This is a genomic window from Burkholderia theae (assembly GCF_048565265.1).
GTDB lineage: Bacteria > Pseudomonadota > Gammaproteobacteria > Burkholderiales > Burkholderiaceae > Burkholderia > Burkholderia theae.
This window is the reverse complement of record NZ_CP183462.1, coordinates 1423972-1436667: the sequence shown is the minus strand read 5'-3', so window position 1 is coordinate 1436667 and position 12696 is coordinate 1423972. Positions and strand designations below refer to the sequence as shown.

At 67.3% G+C, this 12696-nt stretch carries 11 protein-coding genes; 6 read left to right on the top strand and 5 right to left on the bottom strand.

The features are described 5' to 3' along the window. The first annotated feature begins 86 nt into the window (after positions 1–86). The 4 genes from ACN22W_RS23910 to ACN22W_RS23895 all read left to right on the top strand — a co-directional run bounded on the left by ACN22W_RS23910 (position 87) and on the right by ACN22W_RS23895 (position 2425). On the top strand, positions 87–917 hold the full coding sequence (locus ACN22W_RS23910; protein WP_419689654.1) for an arylamine N-acetyltransferase family protein: 831 nt from the start codon (positions 87–89) through the stop codon (positions 915–917). Positions 918–1028: 111 nt separating this feature from the next. Continuing rightward, a complete protein-coding gene (locus ACN22W_RS23905; RefSeq protein ID WP_419689653.1) occupies positions 1029–1205 on the top strand; it encodes a ribbon-helix-helix domain-containing protein in 177 nt (58 codons plus the stop codon). Position 1206: 1 nt separating this feature from the next. Beyond that, the gene (locus tag ACN22W_RS23900) at positions 1207–1557 is read left to right on the top strand and encodes a VOC family protein (protein WP_343493234.1); all 351 of its coding nucleotides are present in this window, start codon (positions 1207–1209) and stop codon (positions 1555–1557) included. Positions 1558–1564: 7 nt separating this feature from the next. Further along, a complete protein-coding gene (locus ACN22W_RS23895; RefSeq protein ID WP_419689652.1) occupies positions 1565–2425 on the top strand; it encodes a class I SAM-dependent methyltransferase in 861 nt (286 codons plus the stop codon). A 4-nt stretch (positions 2426–2429) separates the two neighbouring features. Here ACN22W_RS23895 and ACN22W_RS23890 read toward each other — a convergent pair whose 3' ends face one another. The 4 genes from ACN22W_RS23890 to ACN22W_RS23875 form a co-directional block, all read right to left on the bottom strand. Continuing rightward, positions 2430–7271, bottom strand: coding sequence for an NAD-glutamate dehydrogenase (locus ACN22W_RS23890; RefSeq protein ID WP_419689651.1), 4842 nt, complete (start codon positions 7269–7271; stop codon positions 2430–2432). Positions 7272–7459: 188 nt separating this feature from the next. Next, positions 7460–7648: a 4-oxalocrotonate tautomerase gene (locus ACN22W_RS23885; protein ID WP_048247564.1), complete on the bottom strand. Its 189-nt coding sequence runs from the start codon at positions 7646–7648 to the stop codon at positions 7460–7462. A 59-nt stretch (positions 7649–7707) separates the two neighbouring features. Further along, on the bottom strand, positions 7708–8484 hold the full coding sequence (locus tag ACN22W_RS23880) for a class II aldolase/adducin family protein (RefSeq protein WP_419689650.1): 777 nt from the start codon (positions 8482–8484) through the stop codon (positions 7708–7710). Further along, positions 8459–9352, bottom strand: a complete 894-nt coding sequence (locus ACN22W_RS23875) for an urea transporter (RefSeq protein ID WP_419689649.1) — start codon at positions 9350–9352, stop codon at positions 8459–8461. The genes ACN22W_RS23880 and ACN22W_RS23875 overlap by 26 nt, the downstream gene beginning before the upstream one ends. 284 nt (positions 9353–9636) lie before the next feature. Between ACN22W_RS23875 and ACN22W_RS23870 the strand changes: the two genes are divergently transcribed. Both ACN22W_RS23870 and ACN22W_RS23865 read left to right on the top strand, forming a co-directional pair. Beyond that, a complete protein-coding gene (locus ACN22W_RS23870; protein ID WP_419689648.1) occupies positions 9637–11181 on the top strand; it encodes a Fic family protein in 1545 nt (514 codons plus the stop codon). Positions 11182–11269: 88 nt separating this feature from the next. Then, the gene (locus ACN22W_RS23865) at positions 11270–11830 is read left to right on the top strand and encodes a putative glycolipid-binding domain-containing protein (RefSeq protein WP_419689647.1); all 561 of its coding nucleotides are present in this window, start codon (positions 11270–11272) and stop codon (positions 11828–11830) included. Here the strand turns inward: ACN22W_RS23865 and ACN22W_RS23860 are convergent. After that, positions 11785–12696 carry an alpha/beta fold hydrolase gene (locus ACN22W_RS23860; RefSeq protein WP_129515189.1) on the bottom strand — a complete coding sequence of 304 codons (912 nt, stop codon included), beginning with the start codon at positions 12694–12696 and terminating at the stop codon, positions 11785–11787. The two genes, ACN22W_RS23865 and ACN22W_RS23860, sit on opposite strands and share 46 nt — an antisense overlap.

The following is a 12696-nucleotide window of genomic DNA, read 5'->3' as shown; positions in this document are numbered from 1 at the left end:
GCGCGCGACGGCGAACAATCGCCCCGCACAACCTGGGGATTTCGCGCGATGCTATCGTGGCGTGTCCCTCTTATCGGTGCAGGTTCATGACTGACTCGTTCAACCTCTCGCGCTATTTTTCCCGCATCGGCTACGACGGCCCGGCCGAGCCCACGCTCGACGTGCTGCGCCGGCTGCATCTGCTGCACCCGCAGGCGATTCCGTTCGAAAACCTCAATCCGCTGACGGGCGCGCGCGTTGCGCTCGACGTGCCCGCGATCGTCGACAAGGTGATCGGGCACCGCCGCGGCGGCTACTGCTTCGAACTCAACAAGCTGTTCCATACGGCGCTCACGACGATCGGTTTTCGCGTGACGCCGCTGATCGCGCGCGTGCGCTGGATGATGCCGCCCGAGATCGTCACCGCGCAGACCCACATGGTGCTGCGCATCGATCTCGACGATGCGGTCTGGCTCGCGGACATCGGCTTCGGCAGCGCGACGCTGACCGCGCCGCTGCGCTTCGTGCCGGGCGAGCGGCAACTGACGCCGCACGGCGCGTTTCGCGTGATCGATGCGCCGGTCGACGGCGAATTCGACCTGCAGTTCGAGACGCCCGACGGCTGGCAGACCACCTACCGTTTCTCGCTGAAGCCGACCGAGTGGATCGATTACGACGCCGCGAACTGGTTCACGTCGACGTATCCCGAATCGATCTTCCTGAACGACCTGATCGCGTGCCGCGTGCTGCCGGACGGCCGCGCGGCGCTGCGCAATACCACGCTGACGCTGCGTGACGCGGCGGGTGCCGGGCGCACCGTCACGTTCGACGACGCGGCCGCGTGGGGCGCGTGCCTGCGCGACACGATCGGCATCGATACGAAGGGATTCGACCTCGACGCACTGTTCGCGCGGCTGGCGGCGCGCGCCGCGCAGTAACCCGAACCCACGGTATTCGAAGGCGGCCCGCACTCGGGCCGCGCCCGATCACGCGATCCATCGCCATCACGCGTACTTGATTTTTGCTAGATTACTAGCATACTAGCTTCCATGACCGACGAAGAAGTGAAGCAATTCAACGTGTACCTGCCGCTCAGCCTGATCCGGCAGGTCAAGCATCGCGCCATCGAAACGGAGCAATCGCTGTCCGCGCTGGTGGCCGACGCGTTGCGCGCGTACCTGACTGCGCCACAGCCGGGCGCGGGGCCGTCCACCAAGGAGGAGTGACATGTCATCCGAGCGAATCGAAGCCGTGTTCCTGACCACGCACAACTGGGGCAAGTCGGCGAAGTTCTTCCAGGCGCTGGGCTTCAGGCTGGAATTCGAAACCGATCACCAGTCGGGCCAGTTGCGCAGCGGCGACGGCCCCTATCTGTTCATCGCCGAAGTGCCGCCGGGCGAGACGCCGGACCTGCAGGTCGTGCTCAAGGTGGCGGACGAGCAGGCGGTGCAGCCGCAGCCGATCGTCGAGGTCGTCACGCCGTTCGAGGACACGCACTGGGGCACGCGCGACATGACCGTGCGCGACCCGGACGGCCGCGTGTGGCGGCTGCAGGCGCCGGGCAAGCAGGGTGCGTGAGGCCGCTATGACCGATACCCGCGAAGACGCCCCCGACAGCACCGCCGCGCGCGTTGCGCTGTGGCGCGCGCTGCATGTCGAACTCGATGCGCCGCCGCACGTGCTCGCCGACGAAATCGGGCTCCGGTTGCTCGCGCCGGCGCCGGGCTGGCAGCAGCGCGGCGACATGGATCCGCAGTTCACGCGGCCGTTCCGCGCGTCGATCGTCGCGCGTGCACGCTTCATCGAGGATCTCGTGGTCGAGCAGGCCGCGCGCGGCGTGAGCCAGTACGTGATCCTCGGCGCGGGCCTCGACAGCTTCGTGCAGCGCCGGCCCGACATGGCGTCGCGCGTGACCGTGTTCGAAGTCGACCCGCCGGCGCCGCAGGCATGGAAGCAGCGCCGTCTGGTCGAGCTCGGCTTCGGCGTGCCCGACCGGCTGCGTTTCGTGCCGGTCGATTTCGAGGCGAAGCAGTCGTGGCGCGATGCGCTCGTCGCCGCGGGCTTCGATGCCGGCAAGCCGGCGGTCGTGGTGTCCACGGGCGTCAGCATGTACCTGACGCGCGAGGCGAACGCGGCCGCGCTGTGCGAAGTCGCGTCGCTCGCGCCGGGCTCGACGCTCGCGATGACGTTCCTGCTGCCGCTGGAGAATGCGGATCCGGACGTGCGCCCCGGGCTGGAAATGGCCGCGAAGGGCGCGCGCGCGAGCGGCACGCCGTTCATCAGCTTCTTCATGCCGGCGCAGATCCAGGCGCTCGCGCGGGAGGTCGGTTTCGCGACCGCCGCGCACGTTTCGGCCGCCGAACTGACGCGCCGTTATTTTGCCGATCGCACCGACGGCCTGCGGCCGCCGAACAACGCGGAAGAACTGCTGGTCGCGACGGTCTGACCCGTCACGCGCGTTCGAGCACGGCCATCTCCCGCACGATCACGAGCAGCACCGCGAGACTTGCGCCGCCCGACGCGCGCAGGTCCGCGAGCAGATGCGCGTAGCGTTCGAGCGCGGCTTCGCGGCGCTCGCGCCATGCGCCGACGATCGTCTCCGGCGTGGTCGAATCCGGCGACTCCGCGAGCGCGCTCGTGGCGAGCGTGCGCTTGAGGCGCGCGACTTCCGCGAGCGCGGCCGCGCGCGCCAGCATGTCCCAGTGCGTCGGCGTCGGCAGGGTCGCCGCGCGTTCGCTGATCCAGCCGTAATTGAGCAGCGTGCCAAGCGAGAAATAGACGCCCGCGACGAGTTCGAGGCTGCGGTTGCTGGTCGCGGCCACCTCGGCGATGTCGAGCAGCGCGGCCGAGATGTCGCCGCTCGCGACGCGCACGGCGAGCGCGCTGTCCACGCCAGCCTCGACCAGCACGCGCTGCCGCTCGGACAGCGCTTCGAGATCGTCGGCCGGCAGCAGCGACGGCAGTTGCGGCGCGAGCCGCTGCGCCGCGTCGCCGCAGCGCGCGATCAGCTCGGCGACGCCGCCGTCGGCCACCGCGCCGGATTGCAGGTGCCGCAGGAACCACAGCGCCGCGCGCTCCAGCAGCCGCGCGACGTCGACGAACATGCGCGCCTGCACGTCGTCGGCGACGCGGTTGTCGAGCGCGTCGATGTCGCGCCATACCGCATCGAGGTCGAACACGTCGCGCGCCATGATGCATGCACGCACGATGTCGCCCGGCTTCGCGTCGGTTTCCTCCATCAGCCGGTGCACGAACGCGCAGCCGACCCGGTTCACGAGCGCATTGGTCAGGTGCGTCGCGAGAATCTCGCGGCGCAGCGGATGGCGGCGCATCGGCTCGCTGAAGCGTTGCTGCAGCGGCTTCGGGAAGTAGTCGACGAGCATCGCGGCAACCAGCGGATCCTCGGGCACGTCGGATTCGAGCAGCGCGTCGTAGAGCCACATCTTGCTGTACGCGAGCAGCACTGCGCGCTCGGGCGACGTCAGGCCGAGCTTCGCGGCTTGCCGTTCGGCGACTTCGTCGTCGGTCGGCAGGAATTCGATCACGCGGTTCAGGCGGCCCGCGCGTTCGAGCCAGCGCATCAGGCGCGCCTCGGCGTCGAGCAGCTCGACCGCATAACGACCCGCGATCGACAGCGCCTGCGTCTGGTAGTAGTTGTCGCGCAGCACGAGCAGCCCGACTTCGTCGGTCATCTCCGCGAGCAGCGCGTTGCGTTGCTTCTCGGTCATCTCGCCGTCGGAGACGACGAGCCCAAGCAGGATCTTGATGTTGACTTCGTGATCCGAACAATCGACGCCGGCGGAGTTGTCGATCGCATCGGTGTTCATGCGGCCGCCGCGCTGCGCGAACTCGATGCGGCCGAACTGCGTGCAGCCGAGGTTGCCGCCTTCGCCGATGACCTTGCAGCGCAGGTCCGCGCCGTTCACGCGCACCGCATCGTTCGCGCGGTCGCCGACCTGCAGGTGGGTTTCGCGCGCGGCCTTCACGTAGGTGCCGATGCCGCCGTTGTACAGCAGGTCGACCGGCGCCTGCAGGATCGCGCGGATCAGCTCGGTCGGCGGCAGCGCGTGCGCGTCGATGCCGAGTGCGGCCTGCACGGCCGGCGACAGCGGGATCGTCTTCGCGGTGCGCGGATAGACGCCGCCGCCCGCCGAAATCGCGGCCGGATCGTAGTCGGCCCAGCTCGAGCGTTCGAGCGCGAACATGCGCTCGCGCTCCGCGAAGCTCGTCGCGGGGTCGGGGTTCGGGTCGAGGAACACGTGCCGGTGATCGAACGCGGCGACGAGCCGGATATGCGGCGACAGCAGCATCCCGTTGCCGAACACGTCGCCCGACATGTCGCCGACGCCGACCACGGTGAAGTCGGTCGTCTGCGTATCGACGCCCATCTCGCGGAAGTGCCGCTTCACCGATTCCCAGGCGCCGCGCGCGGTGATCGCCATCTTCTTGTGGTCGTAGCCGACCGAGCCGCCGGACGCGAATGCGTCGTCGAGCCAGAAGCCGTATTCATGCGAGATCGCGTTCGCGTAGTCGGAGAAGGTGGCCGTGCCCTTGTCGGCGGCGACGACCAGATACGGATCGTCGGGGTCGTGACGGACGACGTCGGGCGGCGGCACGATCGCGTTGCTCACCAGGTTGTCGGTCAGGTCGAGCAGGCCGCGCAGGAACGTCTGGTAGCACGCGATGCCTTCGCGCATCCACGCTTCGCGATCGCTCGGCGGCGGCGGGTTCTTCACGACGAAGCCGCCTTTCGAGCCGACCGGCACGATCACGACGTTCTTCACCATCTGCGCCTTCATCAGCCCGAGCACCTCGGTACGGAAATCCTCGCGGCGATCCGACCAGCGCAGGCCGCCGCGCGCGACGCGCCCGCCGCGCAGGTGCACGCCCTCGACACGCGGCGAATATACCCAGATCTCGAACATCGGCTTCGGTTCGGGCAGGCCCGGCACTTTCGCCGGATTGAACTTGAACGACAGGTAGGGTTTCGATGCGCCGTTCGCGTCGAGCAGGAAGTAGTTCGTGCGCTCGGTCGCGTTGATCACGCCGAGGAACTGGCGCAGGATGCGGTCCTCGTCGAGGTTCGGCACCTGGTCCAGCGCAGCTTCGATCGCCTTCAGCAGCCGTTCGGCCTGCACGTCGCGCGCGTCGCCGGTGCGCGGATCGAAGCGCAGCAGGAACAGCTCGACGAACTGTCGCGCGATCGCCGGATTGCCGGTCAGCGCTCGTTCGATATACGCGTCGCTGAACGTCGAGCCGACCTGCCGCAGGTATTTCGCATACGCGCGCAGGATCGTCACTTCGCGTGCGCTCAACTGCGCGCGCAGCACGAGGCGGTTGAAGTCGTCGTTCTCGATCCGGCCGTTCCAGATCCGGTCGAATGCATCCTCGAACAGGTCTTTCACGCGCTCGATGTCGAACTCGGCATCGTCGGCGAGTTCGAGGCCGAAGTCGTGCACCCAAGCATGCGCGGCGTCCTGCGACTGGATCCGGTACGGCCGCTCCTCGTCGACGCGCACGCCGAGATGCTCGAGCATCGGCAGGCTGCGCGACAGCGCGATCGGGTCGCCGGCGCGATAGACCTTGAAGCGGAATGCGCGCGGCTCGGCCTCGATCGGCCGGTACAGGTTCATCGCGAGCTGGCCCGTATCCTTCACGCGCTCGATCAGCTCGATGTCGCGCACGGCCGTGCGCGCCGGATAGTCGTCGCGATAACCGGCCGGGAACGAGTCGGCATAACGTTGCAGCAGACGGTTGCCTTGCTCTTCGCCGAAGGTGTCGAGCAGCGCGTCGGCGAGATCGTCCTGCCAGCGGCGCGTGACCTGCACGAGCCGCGTTTCGAGCTCGCGCGTGTCGACGTCGGGCATCGTGCCCGGTTCCGCGTGCACGACGAAATGAATGCGTGCGATCGCCGATTCCGACAGCAGCGGCGTGAATTCGACGTTCACGCCGTTGTACGCGTCGATCAGCAGCTTCGCGATGCGCCGGCGCAGGTCGGTGTTGTACTTGTCGCGCGGCACGAACACGAGGCACGACACGAAGCGGTCGAACCGGTCGCGGCGCACGAACAGGCGCGTGCGCTGGTGTTCCTGCAGCCGCAGGATGCCGAGCGCGATGTCGTAGAGCTGGTCTTCGTCGGCCTGGAACAGTTCGTCGCGCGGATAGGTTTCGAGCACCGTCACGAGCGACTTGCCGAGATGCCCCTTCGGCAAAAAGCCCGCGCGCCGCACGATGTTCGCGCACTTGCGGCGCACGATCGGGATCTCGGCGCTCGACACCATGTACGCGGTCGACGTGTAGAGCCCGATGAAACGGCGCTCGCCGGTGACCTTGCCGTCGGCGCCGACCAGCTTCACGCCCACGTAGTCGAGATAACCGGGACGGTGCACGGTCGCGCGCGAATTCGCCTTGGTCAGGAAGATCGGCCACGCGCCCATGATGATGTCCGCGGCGGCCGGTGGCAGCGGCGTCACGTCGGGCGCGCCCGACGTGCGCAGCGATTCGCGCAGGATGCCGAGGCCCGTGCCCTCGATGCCGCGCAGGCCGAAGCCGGTGCCATCCGACACGAGCGCGTAGTCGCGGTGGCCGAGGAACGTGAAGTGATCGGCGGCCATCCATTCGAGGAACGCGCGCGCCTCGAGGTCTTCCGCGGTCGATTCGCGCGCCTTCATCTCCTTGATCGTCGCGCGGGCGATGTCGACAATCTTCGGCCAGTCCTCGACCGATGCGCGGACGTCGCCGAGCACGTGCGCGATGTCCTCGCGCAGCGTGTCGAGCAGCGTCGCGTCGCCGCAGCGATCGACTTCGAAGTGGATGAACGACGCGAGTTGCGACTGGCCGTCGCCGGGCGTCGCGCCGCCCGCGTCGACGCGCTCGATGCCGCCGCTGGCGCCGCGCCAGATGCGGAACACGGGGTGCAGCGCCGAATGCAGCGCGAGCCCGAGGCGGTTGACGGCCATCGTCACCGAGTCGACGAGGAACGGCATGTCGTCGTTGACGATCTCGATGACCGTGTGGTCGGAGTGCCAGCCGTGCTGTTCGAGGATCGGGTTGTATACGCGCAGCCGCTCGCTGCCGGGGACGTATTTCTGGGCGGTCTGCCAGTGCGCCATCGCGGCGCCGTACAGATCGGCGATGCTGCGGTTCTGCAGATCGTCGGCGTCGACGAAATCGTAGTAATGACGCAGGAATGGTTCGACGATTCGGAACGTGGCTTCGGGCAGACGCCCGCGCGCGAATTCGACGACATCGGAGAGCAGGTGTGCGACGACTTCCTCGTTCTTCGCTTCCATGGCGGTCTCCCGGGTGGCCATTGGCTGCTGCGTCTGTCCGGCATTATGCGCCGATTGCGTGACAAAGCGATGTGCGGGCGCACAACGCGGGCGGGGGGAGGAAGAAGCACTGCAGTGCCTGTCGCGGGCACTGCAGGGTGTGACTCAGCGCAGTGCCGGCGGCGCTGCAGCGACGCCGGCTGTCACGCTCAGCGCTCGTCGCTCCACAGCTTCCCGGCCGTCGCCCAGTTCTCTTTCTTCACATCGGTGAGGATGATGTCGACCGAGCCCGGCGCGCAGCCGAGCGTCTCGCACGTGACGCGCGTGATCGCTTCGACGAATTCGCGCTTCTGTTCGACGGTGCGGCCTTCGAACAGCTGGATATTGAAAGTCGGCATGACAAGTGCTCCGGTTGGGTTTGAACGATGCGGCCGCGGTCGCGGCCATGATTGCGGCGTCAGTCGCGATACGACGGATCGATCCGGTCGAGCCGGCGCAGCAGCGCCGGCCATTCCAGTTCGCCTTCGATCGCGCCGCCGTCGCGCAGTTGTTCGGCGGTGCGGTCCGCGACGGCCGGGTCGGGCAGCACGAGCGACCCGCCGCCTGCCTGCGCGCGGACCTGGATGTCGCACGCCTTGATCAGCGTATCCATCAGCACATAAGCTTCGGCAACGGTGCGGCCGACCGTCAGCGTGCCGTGATTGCGCAGCAGCATCGCGGATTTCGCGCCGAGGCTCGCGGTCAGCCGCGCGCCTTCGGCCGGCGAGAACGCGAGCGCTTCGTAGTCGTGGTACCCGAGGTCGCCATGAAACCGCAGCGCGTGCTGCGACGCGGGCAGCAGCCCGTCGCGCTGGATCGACACGGCAATGCCGGCCGTATTGTGCAGATGCATCACGCAGACGGCATCGGCGCGCGCGGCATGCACGGCCGCGTGCAGCGCGAAGCCCGTCACGTTGACCGCGTGCTCGCTGTCGCCGATCCGGTTGCCGGACAGGTCGATCTTCACGAGATTCGACGCGCGGACCTCGTCGAACGTAAGGCCGAACGGGTTGATCAGGAAGTGGCCGGGCTCGCCGGGCACGGTCGCGGAAAGATGCGTGTAGATCAGGTCGTCCCAGCCGTTCAGCGCGACGAGCCGATACGCGGCGGCGAGGTCGACGCGCAGCCGGCGTTCGGCGTCCGAGATCGGGCCGCCGGGTTTCACGGCATCAGGACGGTGTGCGAATGACGACATCGGTTTCTCCGAGGGTGAAGCGGCGCGCGACCGCCACCGTGACCCACGACGCAAGCGCGAACGGGGCCGTGAATGCGGGCATGCCCGCGCGCGTCGCGAGCCACTGGATCAGTGCGGCGAGCGCGGCGGCCGCGAGTGCCGCGCGCGGGCCGCGCGGCAGCAGCGCGAGCGCGGCGAGCGCGCCGTTGAAACCCAGCAGGCCATCGGCGTACGACGCGCCGCTCGCGCCGAGCGCGACCAGCAGCACGGTCGACACGATGGCGCCGCCGAGCGCGAACGCGGCCGCACGGCGTGATGCGGCGGCGATGCCGGCGACGATCAGCACGCCGGCCCATGCGCCTTGCGCGAAGGTGGTCTGGGCGACGCCCGAGAGCAGCGCGTCGGCGGCGGAAGAAAGCGTCAGCGCCGCGTCGGCCACGGCACCGTTCGCATGCTGCAGCGCGACAAACGGCAGCCACAGCGCGGTGACGGCGAGGCACGGGCTCGAATACGGACACTGGCGCCAGCGGGCGAGCGGCACGCGCATTGCGCGCTGCACGAGCGCCGCGCCGATCGCGGCCAGCGGCACCAGCGCGACGGCTGCGAGCGAATCGGGCGCGAATAGCACCGCGATCAGCGCGGCGAGCGCGCCGTTGAAACCGTGCAGCCCTTGTTCGACGTCGCGGCGCTCGGCACCCGTCAGCACGGCGGTCATGCTGGCGGCGGCCGAGCCGAGCAGCGCCGCTGACGCGAGCCGCAGGTCGGTCAGCGCCAGTGCGGCGAGCAGCAGCGCGCCGGTCAGCGCGTTCGCCTGCAGTACGATCTGCCCGATGCCGCGCAGCAAAATGCGCAGGTCGATCGACGGCGAGGCGGGGCGGGCGGTAGGCATGATGGCGGCGGAACAGGACGAGCCGCGAGCATAGGACACAATTCCATGCACCGGAATAGGGAATTCCGGATAGTCAGGATTTGTGGGTGATGCCCCGAGTTGGGGCGGAGGCCGTTTTCCAAGACGTGCTTGTCAGGCGCGTTAGCGTTTTTTTTGCATTCCTCTATTTCGGTAGCAAATTTTGATCGCCGTTAGATTTTCCGTGCGTATGCTAACGCGTTAGCGTTTTCGGGTAGGATCCGGAAATTGGTAGTATTTTCGCGGCCTCGGTAGGAGATTTTTCAATGCAAGTCGGCTTCAAGGCTCTGGCTGCTCGCTACGGCATTACGCTCGCACAACCTCTGCGTGTTGAATCGGTCATCGGCACCGGACGTGCGAGCCGGGAAACCGATGAGCAGGTAGAAAACCGGTATCCGCCTAGCTATCGACCCACCGACGACTTCGCCGGCCATTTTGAATTCGGACTCAAGTACGAAGAGCTTCACTTCGAGTTTTTTGCGCGCCTGTTTGCAGCCGTGGGACCGGAACCGATCGAAATCTGGTGCCGAAACGCCCCCTTTGGCCAATACGCCCGACGCACGGGTTTCCTGTACGAGTGGCTGACAGGCAGGCGTCTGGATGTACCTGACGTGGCCAACGGCGGCTATGTCAACGCCGTTTCTCCGACTGAATACCTGACCCGCACGGAGTCGCGTCGCATTCGCCGTTGGCGCGTGCACGACAACTTGCCGGGCACGCCTGCGTTCTGCCCGCTGGTTCGGCGAACCGCGGCGGTGCAGGCAGCGCTGCAGTTCGACTTGGGCACTGCATTGAGAGAATTGGATCGCGTCTTCGGGCCGGACATCCTGATGCGGACAGCCAGCTGGTTGACGTTCAAGGAGTCGCGGGCGAGCTTTCTCATTGAGAAAGAGGCCGATCAGGCCGACCGCATCCAGCGGTTTGCACACGTCATCGCGCAATACTGCGGCCGTATCGACGCTCCACTAAGCGACCGTAGCCTGCATACTTTGCAAGCCGGCATTCTGGGCCACGATGCGTTCGGTTTGGGGTTGCGGCGTTCGCCGGTCTTTGTGGGGCAGGCGACGATGCGCGAGAATATCGTGCACTACATTGCCCCGGCGTTCGACGACGTTGCAGCGATGCTGGAGGGCCTCGGTGAATTCGAGGCCGCGACTCGAGGCGCCGAGCCGCTGGCACGTGCCGCTGCGTTGGCATTCGGCTTCGTTTATATCCACCCCATGCGAGACGGCAACGGCCGGATTCATCGCTTCCTGATCAATGACTCCCTGGTGCGGGACAAGGCGGTGCCGGATGGCGTGATATTGCCGATCTCGGCAACCATCACGAGTTCGACGGAGTTCCGTGCCGGTTACGATCGCACGCTCGAGGTGTTTTCTCGCTGCTTCATACGCCGTTATGCAACGTCCTATCGGTTCGGCGAACTGGTCACCTATGAGGACGGGACGCTGAGCAACTTCGTATTCGACAGCTACGAAGATGCGCGCTTCGTCTGGCGTTATCCGGATCTGACGGCTCACGTGCTGTATACCGCGCGAGTTGTCGAGCACACGATTCGCACGGAGATGGCCGATGAAGCCAGGACGCTGCTGATCTTTCAGCTTGCCCAGGAGCGGCTCAAGGAGGTCGTGGAGATGCCGGGCCCGGATGCGGACCGCATCATCCGTTCCGTCAAGGAAAACGGTTGGCAAATCTCTGGCAAGCTGAAGCAGCAGTATCCGCAGTTGGAGAATGCGCGCAGGGCGTCGCGAGTCGTGGAAGCTATCCGGTCCTCGTTTGAAGGCAGGGACATGAACTTCGACGACGAATGACGCGCGTTGGATTTGCCGACCGTGGAATTCCGGATGGTCCGGATATATGCGACGATCCTTCGCATCAAGGAAACCGGGAGGCGAAACGATGCGTGAAGTGCGTTGGGCGTCGCTCGAAGGCGACGGGGTCGAACATCTGACGTTCGACCGGAGCGGCGGCGGGATCGTCGTCGAAAGCGCGGTGGTCGGCCAGCGCTACGGCCGCGCGTACGGGCTCGCGTATCGCGTCGAATGCGATCTGCAATGGCGCGTGACCTACGCGGTGCTCAAGGTGATGGGCGGCGGCACGCTCGAACTGCGCGGCGACGGCGCAGGCCATTGGCACGACGGCGCGGGCCGCGCGTTACCCGAACTCGACGGCTGCATCGATATCGACATCGCGGCGACGCCGTTCACGAATTCGCTGCCGATCGGCCGCCTCGGGCTCGCGCGCGGCGAACGGCGGCCGATCGACGTCGCGTACATCTCGACACCGGACCTGAAGGTCACGCCGGTCAAGCAGGCTTACGCGTGCATCGAGCCGGGCCGGCGCTACCGCTACGAAGGGATCTTCCGCAACTTCACGGCCGAGATGGACATCGACGACGACGGGCTCGTCGTCGACTACGAGACGCTGTTCAGGCGCCTGCCGGCGCCGACCGGGCGCTGAACCGCTGCGTTTGCAACCGCCGGCCGTTCGTGCGCGGATGCGAAGCGGTCGATCCGCGACGCGATCATGTCGGGGTGGCGCAGCACGATCCAGTGCGTACCGTCGATTTCCTCGCGCACGTGGTCGCCGAGCCAGCGGTCGAGGTCGACCGACATCTCGGGCGTCACGTAACGATCGCGCACGGGTACCAGGATCTGCACGGGCGCCTGCGCGTACCGTTCGCGCGGTTTGCGCGCCCGCGCCAGGAAGTTCGCGCGGTAGAGCTGCAGGCCGTTCAGCGCGTTCTTCAGTTGCACGGGGTCGCGCTCGGCGCGCACGCGTTCGGTGAGCTGCAGCCAGCGCGGCCACAGTGCCGCGCCGCCGAGCCGCCACACCAGCGACGGCACGACCGGCAGATGGAAGAACGCGATGTACCACGACTTCAGGCTCTGCTTGAGCCGCATCTTCGCGCGGAACACGTGATCGAGGCACGGGCCCGAGATCGACGTGTACGACGCGATTCGGCCGCGGAACGCGGGGTCGGTCACGGCCTCCCAGCACTGGATCGAGCCCCAGTCGTGGCCGACGAGGTGGAACGGCCGGCCGCCGCAGGTCGCGTCGGCCACCGCCTTCAGGTCGTCCGCGAGCCGCGCGAGCGTGTAGTCGGCGCGGCGGCGCGGCGCATCGGACGCGCCGGCGCCGCGCACGTCGTACGCGATCACGCGGTAGCGCTTCGACAGCCGCGCGCGGATCGGCGCCCACACGGCCGCCGAATCGGGGTAGCCGTGCACGAGTATCAGCGGCGGCGCGCGCCGCGATCCGCTTGCATAGACGGCGAGTTTCACGTCGCCGGACTGGACGGTCAGCATCTCGTGGGCGCGGGCCAT